The organism is Streptomyces sp. P5F9, assembly GCF_057961495.1.
The window spans coordinates 1-15,492 of the sequence record NZ_JBXVPZ010000224.1 but is presented as its reverse complement, the minus strand read 5'-3'; the positions used below and the strand labels follow the sequence as shown (position 1 = coordinate 15,492).

General features: G+C 71.0%; 17 protein-coding genes. 9 read left to right on the top strand and 8 right to left on the bottom strand.

The genetic code is table 11. The annotated features are described in order from the left end of the window. Both AC31A1_RS29965 and AC31A1_RS29960 read right to left on the bottom strand, forming a co-directional pair. On the bottom strand, positions 1-1,000 hold a 1,000-nt coding region (locus AC31A1_RS29965), incomplete at its 3' end, for a serine hydrolase domain-containing protein (RefSeq protein WP_489656323.1). Further along, positions 952-2,238, bottom strand: coding sequence for a multidrug effflux MFS transporter (locus AC31A1_RS29960; protein WP_489656322.1), 1,287 nt, complete (start codon positions 2,236-2,238; stop codon positions 952-954). The genes AC31A1_RS29965 and AC31A1_RS29960, both read right to left, overlap by 49 nt. An 87-nt stretch (positions 2,239-2,325) precedes the next feature. Here AC31A1_RS29960 and AC31A1_RS29955 point away from each other — a divergent pair, with 87 nt between their 5' ends. Then, positions 2,326-3,324, top strand: a complete 999-nt coding sequence (locus AC31A1_RS29955; RefSeq protein WP_489656321.1) for a Gfo/Idh/MocA family protein — start codon at positions 2,326-2,328, stop codon at positions 3,322-3,324. A 16-nt stretch (positions 3,325-3,340) separates the two neighbouring features. Continuing rightward, on the top strand, positions 3,341-4,102 hold the full coding sequence (locus tag AC31A1_RS29950) for an SDR family oxidoreductase (RefSeq protein WP_489656320.1): 762 nt from the start codon (positions 3,341-3,343) through the stop codon (positions 4,100-4,102). Positions 4,103-4,345: 243 nt separating this feature from the next. Here the strand turns inward: AC31A1_RS29950 and AC31A1_RS29945 are convergent, their stop codons facing one another. Next, a complete protein-coding gene (locus AC31A1_RS29945) occupies positions 4,346-5,524 on the bottom strand; it encodes a D-alanyl-D-alanine carboxypeptidase family protein (protein WP_489656319.1) in 1,179 nt (392 codons plus the stop codon). Positions 5,525-5,798: 274 nt separating this feature from the next. Between AC31A1_RS29945 and AC31A1_RS29940 the strand changes: the two genes are divergently transcribed. Further along, positions 5,799-7,280: an ABC transporter permease gene (locus tag AC31A1_RS29940; RefSeq protein ID WP_489656318.1), complete on the top strand. Its 1,482-nt coding sequence runs from the start codon at positions 5,799-5,801 to the stop codon at positions 7,278-7,280. Between the two features lie 103 nt (positions 7,281-7,383). Further along, positions 7,384-8,139: an ABC transporter ATP-binding protein gene (locus tag AC31A1_RS29935; protein WP_489656317.1), complete on the top strand. Its 756-nt coding sequence runs from the start codon at positions 7,384-7,386 to the stop codon at positions 8,137-8,139. A gap of 140 nt (positions 8,140-8,279) precedes the next feature. Here AC31A1_RS29935 and AC31A1_RS29930 read toward each other — a convergent pair whose 3' ends face one another. Beyond that, positions 8,280-9,275, bottom strand: coding sequence for an aldo/keto reductase (locus AC31A1_RS29930; RefSeq protein ID WP_489656316.1), 996 nt, complete (start codon positions 9,273-9,275; stop codon positions 8,280-8,282). Positions 9,276-9,369: 94 nt separating this feature from the next. Further along, positions 9,370-9,696: a nuclear transport factor 2-like protein gene (locus tag AC31A1_RS29925; RefSeq protein ID WP_489656315.1), complete on the bottom strand. Its 327-nt coding sequence runs from the start codon at positions 9,694-9,696 to the stop codon at positions 9,370-9,372. A 124-nt stretch (positions 9,697-9,820) separates the two neighbouring features. On the opposite strand from AC31A1_RS29925, the gene AC31A1_RS29920 reads away from it, so the two are divergent. From AC31A1_RS29920 to AC31A1_RS29900, 5 genes are all read left to right on the top strand, one after another. Further along, on the top strand, positions 9,821-10,366 hold the full coding sequence (locus AC31A1_RS29920; RefSeq protein ID WP_489656314.1) for a DoxX family membrane protein: 546 nt from the start codon (positions 9,821-9,823) through the stop codon (positions 10,364-10,366). Positions 10,367-10,409: 43 nt separating this feature from the next. Beyond that, positions 10,410-10,802 carry a MazG-like family protein gene (locus AC31A1_RS29915; protein ID WP_489656313.1) on the top strand — a complete coding sequence of 131 codons (393 nt, stop codon included), beginning with the start codon at positions 10,410-10,412 and terminating at the stop codon, positions 10,800-10,802. 37 nt (positions 10,803-10,839) lie between these two features. Then, positions 10,840-12,237, top strand: coding sequence for a hypothetical protein (locus AC31A1_RS29910; protein ID WP_489656312.1), 1,398 nt, complete (start codon positions 10,840-10,842; stop codon positions 12,235-12,237). A gap of 109 nt (positions 12,238-12,346) precedes the next feature. Further along, positions 12,347-13,252: an NAD(P)-dependent oxidoreductase gene (locus AC31A1_RS29905; protein WP_489656311.1), complete on the top strand. Its 906-nt coding sequence runs from the start codon at positions 12,347-12,349 to the stop codon at positions 13,250-13,252. 115 nt (positions 13,253-13,367) lie between these two features. Then, positions 13,368-14,051 carry a DUF4232 domain-containing protein gene (locus AC31A1_RS29900; protein WP_489656310.1) on the top strand — a complete coding sequence of 228 codons (684 nt, stop codon included), beginning with the start codon at positions 13,368-13,370 and terminating at the stop codon, positions 14,049-14,051. A gap of 24 nt (positions 14,052-14,075) precedes the next feature. On the opposite strand, the gene AC31A1_RS29895 is transcribed toward AC31A1_RS29900, so the two are convergent. The 3 genes from AC31A1_RS29895 to AC31A1_RS29885 are packed head-to-tail and all read right to left on the bottom strand — an operon-like array spanning position 14,076 to position 15,467. Continuing rightward, positions 14,076-14,678 carry a GTP-binding protein gene (locus AC31A1_RS29895; protein WP_489656309.1) on the bottom strand — a complete coding sequence of 201 codons (603 nt, stop codon included), beginning with the start codon at positions 14,676-14,678 and terminating at the stop codon, positions 14,076-14,078. Next, positions 14,659-15,033 (bottom strand): DUF742 domain-containing protein, encoded by a 375-nt coding sequence (locus AC31A1_RS29890; RefSeq protein ID WP_489656308.1) that lies wholly within the window; start codon positions 15,031-15,033, stop codon positions 14,659-14,661. Before AC31A1_RS29890 ends, AC31A1_RS29895 begins: the two co-directional genes overlap by 20 nt. Then, positions 15,030-15,467: a roadblock/LC7 domain-containing protein gene (locus tag AC31A1_RS29885; RefSeq protein ID WP_365299825.1), complete on the bottom strand. Its 438-nt coding sequence runs from the start codon at positions 15,465-15,467 to the stop codon at positions 15,030-15,032. The genes AC31A1_RS29890 and AC31A1_RS29885 overlap by 4 nt, the downstream gene beginning before the upstream one ends. Positions 15,468-15,492: the final 25 nt, after the last annotated feature.

Sequence of the window (15,492 nt, the reverse complement as noted above, 5' to 3'; positions counted from 1 at the left end):
CCGCCAACTCCCCCATGAACCAAGCCTGATCGACCCCGAAGCCGAGCCCCGGCGGGGTCAGCAGCAGCTCCACGAAATCGGATCCCAGGATGCGGGCGGGCCCATACGAACCCCCCGCCAGCAACGTGCGGCAGAAGACCGCCAGGTCGCGGCCGGTCGAGAACAGGCCCGCGTGGCCGGCAACCCCGCCCAGCGCCCACGCGTTCTCGTCGTGGACCACGCCCCGCAGCATCCCCCGGTCCGCCTTCGCCCACGGCCTGCGCTGGTCCTCCGTCGCCGCCGCGCCCGGGCACGGGCCGAAGTCCGTGGACGTCATGCCCAGTGGGCGGGTGATGCCGTCGTGGATGAGGACGTCGAGCGTGCGGCCGCTGATGCGTTCCAGGACCCACTGGAGCAGGAGGAGGTTCAGGTCCGAGTAGACGTACTCGCCCGGCTCCCCCACCGGCGCCTCCGTTCGGAGCATCGACAGGCGTTCGGCGTCGTCGGCACAGTCGTAGAGCGGGAGTTCGGGGCGCAGGCCCGAGGTGTGGGTGAGGAGTTGGCGGACGGTGATGCCGTGGCGGGCCGCGGCCCGGAAGTCCGGCAGGTACGCGCCCACCCTGGCGTCTATGCCCAGCGTGCCCCGCTCGATCTGCTGCATCGCCGCCACCGCCGTGAACAGTTTGGTGACCGAGGCCAGGTCGAAGGGGGTGTCCACTGTCGTCGGGACGCGCGACGCCGGCGGTAGTTCCACGCCCCGGTCGGTCTCGGGGTCGTAGGCGGAGTAGCGAACGGCCCAGCCCGCCGCCTCCTCCACGGCGATCACCGGGCCGCGGCCGGCGACCACGACGGTGCCCGCCGCCCAGGGGCGGTCGCCGGTGGTGAGGTCGTGGACCTGCCGGACCAGGTCGCGGAGTTCCTCGGGGTCGAGGCCGGCCCGTTCCGGGGTGTCGTTGCGCAGTCTCGGGGCGCTCAGCTCCCCACTCCCTCCACGGTCGTACGTGTGTTCCAAGGACGGCACATTCCCACGAAGCAGGCCACCGCCACCAGTGCGGCCACCAGTTGGACGACCGCCATCGGGACGGCGGTGTGCTCGCCCGCGATGCCGACCAACGGGGAGGCGACCGCGCCTATCAAGAAGGATGACGTGCCCAACAACGCGGACGCCGAACCCGCCGAGTGGCGCGTGCGCATCAACGCCATGGTCTGGGCGTTGGGGAGCGTCACGCCCATCGCCGACATCAGGACGAACAGCCCGGCCGCCACCGGGACCAGGCCCACCTCCCCGAACGCGCCCGTGGCCATCAGCAGCAGCGCCGTCGCCGCCAGCAGCACCACCGCCAGGCCCGCGCCCAGGACCTTGTCCATGGAGACCCTGCCCACCAGCAGTTTTCCGTTGATCTGGCCCACCGCCACCAGGCCGACCGAGTTGATGCCGAAGAGAAGGCTGAAGGTCTGCGGGGTCGCGCCGTAGATCTCCTGGACGACGAAGGGGGACGCCGAGATGTACGCGAACAACGCCGCGAAGGAGAAGCCGCCCGTGAGCATGTAGCCCGTGAAGGGGAGGTCGGCCAGGAGGGCGCGCATGCCGCGCAGGGCCTCCGCCGTGCCGCCCGCGTGACGGTCCGCCGGGGCGAGGGTCTCGGGGAGGCGGGTCCAGACGAGGACCGCGAGCGCCGTCCCGACGAACGTCAGGACCACGAACACTCCCCGCCAGTCCGTGACCCGCAGGATCTGGCCGCCCACCAGCGGCGCGACGATCGGGGCCACCCCGGAGACCAGCATCAGGGTGGAGAAGAAGCGGGCCATGGCCACGCCGTCGTACAGGTCGCGTACGACCGCCCTCGCGATCACTATTCCGGCCGCGCCCGCCAGGCCCTGGAGCAGGCGGAAGGCGACCAGGGACTCGACGTTCGGCGCGACCGCGCACAGGGCGGTCGCGACGACGTAGACAGCGAGGCCGGTCAGCAGCGGGCGTCTGCGGCCCCACTTGTCGCTCATCGGGCCCACCACCAACTGGCCCAGCGCCATGCCCGCCAGGCAGGCGGTGAGCGTGAGCTGGACGGTCGCGGCGGGTGCGTGCAGGGAGCGGGTGACCGCCGGGAGCGCGGGGAGGTACATGTCCATCGACAGCGGCGGGGTCGCCGTGAGGCCGCCGAGGACGAGGATCATGAAGAGGCCCGCGCGACGGGTCGCCTTGGGCGACGGCGGTACGGCGGACTGCGGCACGGCCTGCGCCTGCGCCTCCTGCTCGGGCATGTGCCCCTCCCTCTCCGGGTGATCCGCCACCTATGCTCTCAGCTCGTACAGGGTGCCGAGGGTCTGGTGAGCGAGGGTGGGGCCGCGATGACGGAACAGAGGGTGCGCTGGGGAGTCCTGGCGACCGGCGGGATCGCCGCCGCGTTCGCAGCGGAGCTGGTCGATCTGCCGGACGCCGAGCTGGTCGCGGTGGCCTCGCGGGCGGAGGCCTCGGCGAAGGCCTTCGCGGAACGGTTCGGGATCGAGCGGGCCTACGGCGACTGGGACGCGCTGGCGGGCGACGCGGACATCGATGTCGTCTACGTCGCCACCCCGCACGCGGCGCACCGCGCGGCCGCCGGTCTCTGTCTGGAGGCCGGGCGGAACGTGCTCGTCGAGAAGGCCTTCACCCTGAACTCCCGCGAGGCCGCCGAACTGGTCGCGCTGGCGGGCGAGCGCGGCAGCTTCCTGATGGAGGCCATGTGGATGTACTGCAATCCGCTCGTACGGCGGCTGAAGTCTCTCGTCGACGACGGGGCTGTCGGTGAAGTCCGCACCGTTCAGGCCGACTTCGGGCTCGCGGGACCCTTCGCGCCCTCGCACCGACTGCGGGACCCCGCGCAGGGCGGCGGCGCGCTGCTGGACCTCGGGGTGTACCCGGTGTCGTTCGCGCATCTGCTGCTCGGTGAGCCCACCGACATCAAGGCTTCGGCCGTGCTCTCCCCCGAAGGTGCCGATCTCCAGACGGCGGCGCTGTTCTCCTGGGACAGCGGCGCGCTGGCCGCGCTGCACTGCTCGATCGTCGGCGGTACGGGGACCTCGGCGTCGGTGACCGGTTCGCTGGGACGGATCGACATACCGGACGGCTTCTTCCACCCGGAGCGGTTCGTGCTGCACCGGGACGGGCGCGACCCCGAGGAGTTCGTGCTCGGCCCGGCGGACGGGCCGCGCAACACGCTGCGGCACGAGGCGTCGGAAGTGATGCGGGCGGTGCGGGCCGGGGAGACCGAGTCGCCGCTGGTGCCGCTGGAGGGGACCCTCGCGGTGATGCGGACGCTGGACGCGGTGCGGGAGCAGATCGGGGTGCGGTACCCGCAGGAGGGGTGACTCGTAGGCTGCGGCCATGAACGCTCAGGAATCGTCGAGGATCGCCGTGGTGACCGGCGCCGGCTCCGGCATCGGGCGCGCGGTCGCCGTGGAACTGCTGCGCGCGGGCTGGTCGGTGGCGCTGGCCGGCCGCCGCACCGGACCGCTGGAGGAGACGGCCGCGCTGGTGCCCGAGGGCGCCTCCCTCGCCGTAGCGACGGATGTGGCGCGGCCGGAGGACGTGGACGGGCTGTTCGACGCCGCCGTGGAGCGGTTCGGGCGGGTCGACCTGCTGTTCAACAACGCGGGCACCTTCGGGCCCGGTGGGGTGGCGGTGGAGGACTTGCCGTACGACGCGTGGCGGCATGTGGTGGACACCAACCTCAACGGGGCGTTCCTGTGTGCGCAGGCGGCGTACCGGCGGATGAAGGAGCAGGTGCCTCAGGGCGGGCGGATCATCAACAACGGGTCGATCTCCGCCCATACGCCCCGTCCGCACTCCGTGGCCTACACCGCGACCAAGCACGCGCTGACGGGGCTCACCAAGTCGCTGTCGCTGGACGGGCGGCCGTACTCGATCGCGGTGGGGCAGATCGACATCGGGAACGCGGCGACCGACATGACGGCGCGGATGGAGACCGGCGCGCTACAGGCCAACGGGGCGGTCACCCCGGAACCGGTGATGGATGTCGCGGATGTGGCGCGGACCGTGCGGCACATGGCGGAGCTGCCGTTGGGGGCGAACGTGCAGTTCGCGACGGTGCTGGCGACCGCGATGCCGTACGTGGGGCGCGGCTAAGTCGATTGGCACAAACGGAATTTGACCATCCGCACCATTGCGCCCGGTTGCTGACCTATGCTCAACTCTCTCCACCAAAGCTTCACACTTGGAGCACGGGGCCTCCGTAATACGGGAGCGCTGTGTTCCGCGGACCAAAACCGAGGGGGGAGAGGCGACAGTCGTTCCACGGCCCGGGTGGGGGTGGAGCCCGCGGGGGACCGCGGGTTACGCACCGGACCGTGGAGCGACTGTCGCGTCACATCAACTCCCGTCGAGCTCCTGGGACTTGGCCGCCGCTACCGCCGCCCGCCGCCTCCGCAGCGCGAACGCGCCGCCCGCGAGCACCGCGACCGTCCCCGCCGCGCCTTCCAGCAGCCGCCAGGGCGAGGGACCGTCCGACGAGGACGCGGCGGCTCCGGTGGCGCCCGGCGCCCCCTTGGCGCCCTTCCCCGACGGTGTCGGGCTCGCGGTCGCCCCGCCCTCGCTCAGCGGCTCGACCAGCGTGCCCACGGCCCGGGCCGAACTCCCTTTGCCGAAGCCCCAGTCGAGCAGCGCGGCGGTCTCCTTGTAGACCTCGTTGCCGCCGTTCGCGGGGTGCATCACGGTGACCAGGAGGGTGCGGCCGTCGCGGGTGGCGGCGCCGGTGAAGGTGTTGCCGGCGTGGCTGGTGTAGCCGTTCTTCACGCCGATGATGCCGCGGTACGGGCGCAGGCCGTAGGCGCCGCTGAGCAGGCGGTCGGTGTTCTGGATCTGGAAGGTCTTCTTGCCGCCGGCCGGGAAGTTCGCGGTCCGGGTCGAGCAGTAGGAGCTGAAGTCGTCGTCGTGCAGCCCGTGCCGGGCGAAGAGCGTGAGGTCGTACGCCGACGAGACCTGCCCGGGGTGGTCGAAGCCGTCCGGGCTCACCACGTGCGTGTCCAGGGCCTGGAGGTCCTTCGCCTTGGCCTGCATCTCGGCGACCGTCCGCGCGATCCCGCCGTTCATGTGGGCCAGTACGTGCACGGCGTCGTTGCCGGAGCGCAGGAAGACGCCCTGCCACAACTGGTGGACGCTGTACAGGATTCCGGGCTTCACACCGACGAGGCTGGAGCCGGAGGGGACGTCGGCGAGGTCGGCGTCGGTCACCCGGTAGGTGCGGGTCCGCTCGAACTTCCCCAGCACGGTGTCGGCGAACAGCATCTTCAGCGTGGACGCGGGCGCAAGCCGCTGATGCGCGCGGTACGAGGCGAGCACCTCGCCCGTCTTGTGGTCGGCGATCAGCCAGGAGCGGGCCGTGAGCTTCTTGGGCAGAGTCGAGGCATCGCCCACCTGGATCCCGTCGCGGGCCAGCCGCTCACCGCCTATCGCGGTCGCCGCGGACGCGGGTGCGGCCGCCGCCAGGGGAAGAGCGGCGGCGGTCAGGCCGAGAGCGGCACGCCGGGTGAGCCGAGAGGAATCGCGCATCCCGGGACCGTACAAAACGCGGGCGCGGGCGTGCACGGCGGGGTCCGTCGCGGGGCGCCGGAAGGATGGTCGAGATCCCATGTCAGCAGGCCATTGAACAGGGGTTTCCTGGCAGGAAGCCCTCGGCAGCTTAGGAATGAGCTGTCTGACGCAATTCTGATTTCGGGCCTCTTTTTCTCAGGTCAGACACATCCTTTACTCAGGTCGACTCAAAGGTTCCTCCATAGCTTGTGGCCGCGCCCACAGCGGGCGCCAAGAACCTTTGGGGAATGGGATGTTTGGCATCTATCTCAAGCGCGAGCTGGGCCGGCGCAAGAAGGCGGCCCTGGTCATCGCGATGGGTCTGGCGCTCGGTATCGCGCTGGTCATCACCGTCAACTCGGTGTCGGCCGGCATGAATCAGGCTCAGGACAAGGTCCTCAAGTCTCTTTACGGTCTCGGAACTGACATGACCGTGACCAAGGCGCAGTCGGCCCCCAAGGCCGGCAGCTCGCAGGGTCCCAGCTTCAAGTTCGGCGCCACCTCCTCCAGCAGCAGCTCGCAGAGCTCGGACCGGGTGAACACGCAGGGCGGTCAGGCCCTCGCGTCCTCCCTGGTCACCAAGGTCGGCTCGCAGAAGGGCGTGTCCGCGGCGGTCGGCGCGCTCACCCTGAACGTCACCAAGGTCGACGGCTCCTTCACCCAGGGCAAGGCCAAGTCCTCCACCACCTCCGGCTCTTCGGGGTCCTCGCAGCAGGGCGGCCCCGGCGGCGGCAGCGGCACCAGCAGCACCGGTGCGCCGCAGGTCCAGGGCGGCGGCGCCAACTTCAACGTGAACTCGTACTCGGTCGCGGGCATCGACGTCACCAACCAGACGCTGGGCCCGCTGTCCACGTCGAAGATCACCACCGGCAAGACCTTCACGACCGCGCAGACCAACGCGAAGGTCGCGGTCGTCAGCAAGTCGTACGCCAAGTCGAAGAAGTACAAGGTCGGTTCGACCTTCTCGATCTCCGGCACCAAGTTCACCGTCATCGGCATCGCGACGCCCAACAGCAGCGAGTCCACGGTCGACGTGTACGTGCCGCTGAAGCAGGCGCAGACGCTGGGCGACTCGAAGAACAAGGTCACCACGATCTACGTCAAGGCGACCGACTCCAAGCAGATCTCGGCCGTCAAGACGACCATCCAGAAGAACATCTCGGGTACGACGGTCACCACCTCCGCCGACCTCGCGTCCACGGTCTCCGGTTCGCTGTCCACCGCCTCCAACCTCGCGACCAGCGTGGGCAAGTGGCTGTCCATCGCGGTCCTGATCGCCGCGTTCCTCGTCGCCGCGCTGCTCACCTCGTCGGCGGTCTCCCGCCGGGTGCGTGAGTTCGGCACGCTGAAGGCGCTCGGCTGGCCGAGCCGCAAGGTGACCCGGCAGGTCGTCGGCGAGTCCATGGTCAACGGTCTGATCGGCGGCGGTCTCGGTATCGCGCTGGGCCTCCTGGCGGCCTACACGGTCACCGCGATCAGCCCCAAGCTGACCGCGCAGCTCGGCTCCACCGGCGGCGGTGGCGGCCAGGGCGGCGGCCCCGGCGGCGGCCAGGGCGGTCCCGGCCAGCAGGCCACCTCCAACACCCTGGAGATCGCCCTGAACGCGCCGGTCTCGCTGACCACGATCGCCCTCGCGGTGGGCCTGGCCGTCACCGGCGGTCTGATCGCCGGCGCGATGGGCGGCTGGCGTGCCTCGCGGATGCGTCCGGCGGACGCGCTGCGCAGCGTGTCGTAGCCGACCGGCCGTATCCCCCTGATCCGGGGCGCCGCCTCCACTCCCCCCGAGAGGCGGCGCTCCGACCCTCTTCTTCTTCACAGACGTATCCGACGGAGATCCCATGTACAAGCTCACCGGCGTCACCAAGCGCTACTCGCGGGGCAAGGAGACGGTCGAGGCGCTGCGCGGCGTCGACCTCACGATCGAGGACGGCGACCAGCTCGTCATCCAGGGCCCCACCGGCGGCGGCAAGTCGACGCTGCTACAGATGATCGGCGGCCTGGACCGCCCCTCCGAGGGCAGTGTCGAGCTGGACGGCGTCAACCTCGCCACCATCAGCGAGGCCAAGCTGACCCGGCTGCGGGCCGAGAAGATCGGCATCATCTTCCAGTCCTTCAACCTCATCCCGACGCTCACCGCGCAGGAGAACGTCGAGACGGCCCTGGTGCCGCTCGGCGTCAAGCCGGCCGACCGCCGCGAGCGGGCCGCCGAGGCACTCTCGTCGGTCGGTCTCGGCGACCGTCTGAAGCACGCCCCGTCCGAACTCTCCGGCGGCCAGCAGCAGCGCGTCGCGATCGCCCGCGCGCTGGTGAAGAAGCCGAAGGTCCTCCTCGCCGACGAGCCCACCGGCAACCTCGACGAGGGCACCCGCGACGACATCATGGGCCTGCTCGAAGGCCTCTGGCACGAGTACGGGCTGACCTTCATCATGGTCACCCACGACTCGTCGATCGCCCGCCGCGCACCGCGCCTGGCCACCATCAAGGCCGGCGAGATCACGCTGACCGAGCAGGGCCGGGGCACGGGCCAGTTCGCACCCCAGCAGGGCAACACCGGTCAGGAGCAGTACGCGCAGTACGGCAACCAGGGTTACTGAGCCGGGCTGTCCCGCCCGTCAGCCGGCCGGGACCCTACCTGAGGAAATGTGACACTCGCACCCGGAAGTGTCACATTTTTTCAGATGGGGTGCCCCGGCCGCGCCGGACTCGCCCACAGCGTCGCGGCCCCGTCGGCCGCTCACCGCCCGAGCACCTGGTCGACCTCCGCCAACTGCCCAGCGGTGAGCGGTCCCTTCGCGATGGCGCCCGCGTTCTGCTCGGCCTGGGTGACCGAGCGGAAGCCGGGGATCGGTACGGTGCGCGGGCTGCGGGCCCAGAGCCAGGCGAGGGCGCCCTGGGCCGGGGTGCGGCCCTCGGAGGTCAGGATCTCGCGCAGGGCTTCCACGCGGGCGACGTAGTCCTCGTCGGCGCCCGCGCCCTGCTTGAAGCCCTGCATCCACGCCGGGGGCGTGTTGCGGATGTCGCCGGCCTCCAACTCCCGTCCCGGCGCCTGCTTTCCGGTGAGCAGGCCCATCGCGAGGGGGCTGCGGTTGACGCTGGCGAGGCCCAACTCCTCGCACAGGGCGAACATTTCCGGGGCGTCCTGCAACACGTTCGCCGCGTGCTGCACGGCCGCGCAGTGCTCCCCCTCGGCGAACACGGCGGCGCGGGCGGGGTCGTCGGTGCTCCAGGCGTAGGCCCGGATCAGGCCCTCCCGTACGAACTCCTCACACTGGTCCCTGAGTTGGGCCGCCCGTCCCAAGTCGGCGTCGGACAGGTGCAGTTGGTACAGGTCGATGTGATCGGTGTCGAGGCGCTTCAGGGATGCGGTGAGCGCGCGGCGGGCGTACTCCGGGGAGTCGTCGGCGCCGGTGAGGGTGCGGGTCTCCTCGTCGAAGACGTTGCCCCACTTGGTGGCCACGACGACATCGGCACGGCGCTTGCCGAGCGCACGGCCGAGGACGCGTTCACTGTGCCCCGCGCCGTAGGTGTCGGCGGTGTCGAAGAACGTGACGCCCAGATCGAGGGCGCGCCGGACCGCCCGTACGGACTCCTCGTCGTCGACCTTGCCCCAGCCGAGCGGCTGCCCGCTCGTGTCCTGCCACTCACCGCCGATGGCCCAGCAGCCGAAGCCGAGAGCGCTCACGTCGATACCGCTGCGGCCGAGGGTCCTGATGTTCGACTTCGTCTCCATGCCTGGGGACACTAGGAGTTGGAGCGCACTTCAGGGCAAGGGCTTTTACGCAGGGGCTCACATCCCGTCGGGAGAAGCCTCTTTTCTACGGCGGTCAGGCCTGGCCCGTCTCGAAGCGGGCGATCCTGCCGTCGTCGCCGACCGTGAAACTCCACCGGGTGCGCATCTCGCCCCACGCGTCGTTGGAGTAGCGGGCGACGAGGGCACGGCCGCCGTCGGACTCGCGGTCGACCTCCATGTGGCCGTGGGAGGAGAAGATCTCCCGGTCGATCCACTCGGCGAGGTCACGGTCGGAGCCGTCGTCCGCCATCGTCGCGTCCGGCGCGAGCAGTGCCAGGAAGGCGTCCCGGTCATGGGCGTTGACGGCGCTGACGAACGCCCGGACCGCCGGATCGCTGAGTTTGGCTGTCTGAATCGTCATGCCGGTCAGACTCACACCGTTCCCCGGGGGCCGCCACCCGAACGGCGGTCTGCGCAGGCCCGCCCCACGTCCGGAATGCGACCGTGGAGGGACCGTCCCCGCCGCCTGATCAGGGAGTCTCACCGTGACCTGTTACGACCGACAAGATCTGGGCCTGCTGCTGCTCCGGCTGGGTACCGGCGGCGTGCTGGCCGCGCACGGCGCGCAGAAGCTGTTCGGCTGGTTCGGCGGAGGCGGGATCGAGGGCACCGGCGCGGCCATGGAGGCGATGGGGTACGCGCCGGGGAAGCAGAGTGCCGCGCTGGCGGGGCTCGCGGAGGCGGGCGGCGGCGCGCTGCTCGCGCTGGGTCTGGCGACCCCGGCGGCGGGCGCGGCGGCGGCCGGCGCGATGACGGGAGCGGCCGCCGTGCACGCGCCCAACGGCTTCTTCGCGGCGGCCGGCGGCTACGAGTACGCGGCCTCCCTCGCCCTGACCGCGGCCGGCCTCGCGGTCACGGGCCCGGGCCGCGTCTCCCTGGACCACGCGCTCGGGCACGCGGTGAACCGTGGCTGGATGGTCCCGGCGGCGTTCGCGGTGACGGGGGCGGCGACGGCCGTGGTGGTGGGCCTGCGGAACAGGCGGGTGCGGGAGGCGGCGGAGTTCGGGCAGGAGACGTTGTTCGACGAGTAGGCACGGGCGGGGACGGGCACGGCGGTGATGGCAGGCTGGGTCCATGAGTGAGCAGAACGACCGGTCCCCCGACCTCTGGGCCGGCATCGACGACTTGTGGACCTGGCTGGAGGCCGAGCAGCCCCTCGACGGCCGTGAAGGCATGCTTCTGCGCATGCTGAAGCTGTCCGAGGAGGTCGGTGAGGTCGCCGAGGCGGTGATCGGGGCGACCGGCCAGAACCCGCGCAAAGGTGCCTCGCACACCTGGGACGACGTACAGGGCGAGTTGTGCGACGTCGTGATCACCGCGCTGGTGGCGCTGCGCACGCTCACCCCCGATACGCAGCGGGTCTTCTCCCGCCACCTGGCCCGGGTCATGGAGCGCTCCCTCGGCCCGTCCGCAGTTGTTCACCCCCAGGACCTGCCCGCACCCCGCGGAGTTGGTGAGATCCGCTGAGCCTTCTCGTCGACACCGAGCCGACGAAGGGGTCCCAGTGCAGGACTACATTTTCTCCAGCGGGCGCAGGACGGTCGCCGTGGCGGGCAGCTGCCTCGCCCTCGCCGCCCTGAGCCTGGGCAACGGCCAGGCGCACGCGGCGAGTTACGGCACACCGACCGTCTCCCTGTCGGCCGCCTACCTTTCGGGCGCGGTGGGCGCGGTCGGCGATCCGGCGGTCCAGGTGACGGTCGCTCAGAGCGGCGCGGACGTCGGCGCGTTGACGGTCACCGCGAGCAAGAGCAGCAAGACGTCCGTGGCGCCGACGAGCGCGGTGACCGTCTCCGGCACCGGCGCCACCCGCCGACTCGCCGTCACGGCGGCCGCGCAGGGCTACACGGACCTGACGGTGAAGGTCACGGGCCTCGGTGGCAGGACGGCCACGAAGACCCTGCACTACGCGGCCTCGGCGTCCGTCCAACAGCCCACGGACACCTACTACTTCACCGGCTCCAGCGACGCCTCCGCCGCGGTCGACATGGGCGGCGGCTATGTCGTCGTAGCGGATGACGAGTCCAACGTCCTTCGCCTGTACGACCGTTCGGCCTCCGGCGCGCCCGTGAAGACCTGGGACTTCGGCGACGACATCGGCGTCGACAAGGAGATCGACATCGAGGGCGCGGCCCGCGTCGGCGACACGATCTACTGGACCGGCTCGCTCGGCAACAACAAGGACGGCGAGTACAAGTCGGCCCGCAACACGGTCTTCACCACGAAGGTGACCGGCACGGGCGCCGACACGGCGCTGTCCTACGGCAGTTCGTACGGCAAGCTGCGCGACGACCTGGTGGCGTGGGACAGGGCGAACGGGAACCGGTACGGCTTCGCGGCGGGCACCGCGGACGGTCAGGTGCCCAAGGAGATCGACGGGTTCAACGTGGAGGGGCTGGAGTTCGCGCCGGGCTCGACGACCACGGCGTATCTCGGTTTCCGGGCGCCGCTCGCCCCGGCGGTGGAGGGCGGCAAGGCGCTGCTCGTGCCGGTCACCGACATCGACAAGGTGGTCGCGAACGGCACCGCCGCGACCTTCGGCACGCCGATCGAGCTGGACCTCGGCGGCCTCTCGGTGCGCGACATCCGCAAGAACGCGGCGAACCAGTATCTGATCGTCGCCGGTTCCTGGGCCGCCGACGACAACTCGGACCCGTACGCCCTCTACTCCTGGACCGGCGACGCGGCCGACCGGCCGGTCAAGTTGCGCGACCTGCCGACCACGGACCCCGGCGCCTGGGAGGCGGTCGTCGACGTACCGGACCTGACGGCCTCGGGCGCCCGCGCCCAGCTGATCACCGACGACGGCGCGGCCGACCTGTACGGCGACGGCACCGAGGCGAAGGACCTCTCCCACGAGGAGTGGCAGAAGTCCCGCTCGACCTGGTTCACGGTCACCGGCTGACGGGACGTCCGTCACAGACTGACGGGTGGCGCGCCCCGCCGGGAGGCCGGGCGCGCGCCACCCTGGCACCCTGGTCCCCGACAACACCGTCGAGGACGAAAGCCGAGTCATGACCACCGAGAAGCTCACCGTAGGCGTCCTGGGCACCGGCATCATGGGCGCCGCGATGGCCCGCAACCTCACCCGCGCCGGTCACACCGTGCACGCCTGGAACCGCACCCGCGCCAAGGCCGACCCCCTGTCCGCCGACGGCGCGAACGTCACCGACACGGTGGCGGAGGCCGTACGCGAGGCGGACGTGATCCTCACGATGCTCTACGACGGCGACACCGTGCTCGACGTGATGCGCGAGGCCGCGCCCGTCCTGCGCCCCGGTGCCGCGTGGATCCAGTCGACGACGTCGAGCCTCGAATCGGTGGGCGAACTGGCCGGGTTCGCCCACCGGCACGACCTCGTCTTCTACGACGCCCCCGTCCTCGGCACCCGCCAGCCCGCCGAGGCCGGTCAGCTGACGGTCCTGGCGGCGGGCCCGGAGTCCGGCCGCGCGACGGTCACCCCGGTCTTCGACGCGGTCGGCGTCCGCACGCTGTGGGTGGGCGAGGACGGCGCGGCGGCGACCGCGACCCGCCTGAAGCTGGTCGCCAACAGCTGGGTCCTGGCCGTGACGAACGCGGCGGGCGAGGCCCTCGCCCTGTCCAAGGCCCTGGACGTGAACCCCCAGAGCTTCCTCGACCTCATCGCCGGCGGCCCCCTCGACATGGGCTACCTGCACGCCAAGTCGGCCGCCATCCTCAACGACCAGCTGACTCCGGCGAGTTTCGCGGTCACCACGGCGGAGAAGGACGCCCGCCTCATCGTGCGGGCGGGCGCGGCGAACGGCGTACGGCTCGATGTAGCGGCTGCGGGGGCGGAGCGGTTCGCCCGGGCGGCGGCGCAGGGGCATGGGGACGAGGACATGGCCGCGGCTTATTTCGCGAGCTTCGAGGAGGGGGCGGACGAGAAGTCGAGCCACTGAGCGTCACCGTTGCGTCACATCTAGTACGTGGGCGGAACCCCGGGTGCGACGGACCTGTCTCTCTCCGCGAGTGCCGGTGAGAGCCGGTCCGTACACGGCAAGTTCGGGGGACGTCATGCAGAAGAGCAGCATCCGCAGGGCCACGGTGGCGCTGGCCGCGCTGTCGGCGGCGATGGTGATGACGGCGTGCCAGCCGGGTGGCGCGGAGAGCGGGTCCGGCGGGTCGTCGGATGCGCCGGGCGCGACCGCCTCCCCCGCCTCCTCCAGGTCCACGGGCACGTCTGGATCCACTGGAACATCTGGATCCACGGGATCGTCCGGGTCCACAGGATCGTCCGGGTCCACAGGAACCGCGGCGAAGCCCTGCGCGGCAACCGCCCTGAAAGCAAGCGCCTACCAGGCCGCCGATCGGCCGGCCGGTACCGGGACCGGGGCGGCGGTCGTCCAGTTCACCAACACCGGTGCCAAGGCCTGCGTCCTCCAGGGGCACCCCACCGTCGCCGGCGCGGCGAACGGTTCCCCGGAGCTCAACGTTCCCCTCCAGGTCACGCCCGTCGGTACCGCCTCCCCGGTGAAGCTCGTCCCCGGTGGTCAGGCCTGGCTGAAGCTGACATTCGTACAGGTGCAGGGGGAGGGGGACGGTTACTGCGAGTCCGGTTCGGCGCCGGTGATCTATCCGACGATGGTGATCGGGCTGCCGGGTGCCGGGGCTCACCAAGTCGCCCTGGACGACGGGCAGTTCGCGGAGTGCGACGGGACGCTGACCGCGACGGCCGTGTCGGCGACGAAGCCTTCATGACCGTACGGCCGACTGGTCGTACGGCTATGCCGACGCCTCCGCCGCCAGTCCCCGCATGACGTGTTCGAGGAGCGCGAGCAGGACCGTCTTCACCGACTCCTTGTCGCGGGCGTCGCACAGGACGAGGGGGATGTCGGGGGCGAGGTCGAGGGCGGCGCGGATCTCCTCGGGGTCCTCCTCGCAGACGCCGTTGAAGCAGTTGACGCCCACGGCGAAGGGGATGCCGCGGTGCTCGAAGAAGTCGACGGAGGGGAAGCAGTTTTCCAGGCGCCGGGTGTCGGCGAGGACGACCGCGCCGAGCGCGCCGCGGGACAGGTCGTCCCACATGAACCAGAAGCGGTCCTGGCCGGGGGCGCCGAAGAGGTAGACCACGAGGGCCGAACTGAGCGTGATCCGGCCGAAGTCCATGGCGACCGTCGTCGTGGTCTTCCGCTCCACCCCGGCGAGGTTGTCGACGCCGACGCTGGCCTCGGTGATGAGTTCCTCGGTGCGCAGGGGCGTGGTCTCGCTGATCGCGCCGACGAGGGTGGTCTTGCCGACGCCGAAGCCGCCCGCGACGAGGATCTTGGCGGTGGCGGCGTTGGGCGCGACGGTGGTGGCGCGGCGGTCAGATTCTGCGTATGCCATCGATCACTGCCTGGAGGAAACGGGCGTCGGGAGTACCGGCCGCGGCGGGCGGGGAGACGGAGACGAGTTCGTTGTCCAGGAGGTCATCGAGCAACACCCGTATGACCGCGACGGGTTGATCGAGCCGGGCGGCGACCTCCACCAGCGCGGTCGGCGTACGGCACAGGGCGAGCAGCCGGTTCTGTTCGGGCTGGAGGCGCTGGTCGCGGGTCGGCGGCCGGACGGTGCTGATCAGGGTGATCAGTTCGATACCGGAGTGGAAGGTCGGGGTGCGGCCGCCGGTCACCTGGTACGGGCGGACGAGCAGCGCGGGGTCTTCGTCCTCCCACGGGTCTTCCTCGGACCAATGTCTCATTCATGCTCACCCGCGAAGGGCGCGCCGCTGTACTCCGGGAACCGCGGGGGCGCGCTGAGGAACTGCCCCACCTGCCGTACGACCATGGTCATCTCGTAGCCGACGTTGCCGACGTCCACCTGCGAGGTGGCCAGTACGGCGAGGCGGGCGCCGCCGCCCGCGGTGGTGACGAAGAGGAAGAGGTCGTCCATCTCGATGACGGTCTGCTGCACGCGCCCGCCGCCGAAGTGCCGGCTGGTGCCCAGCGCGAGCGAGTGAACTCCAGAGGAAATGGCGGCGAGTTGCTCGGCGTCGTCCTGCGCGAGCCGTTCGGAGGAGCCGACGAGGAGCCCGTCCTCGGACAGGACGATGGCGTGCAGGGTCTCGGGAATCCGCTCGATCAGGTTGTCCAGCAGCCAGGCCAGTCCGCCGTGCGTGGTGTTGGGCGCAGTCATGGGGTGTTCCTTGTCGGACGGGGAC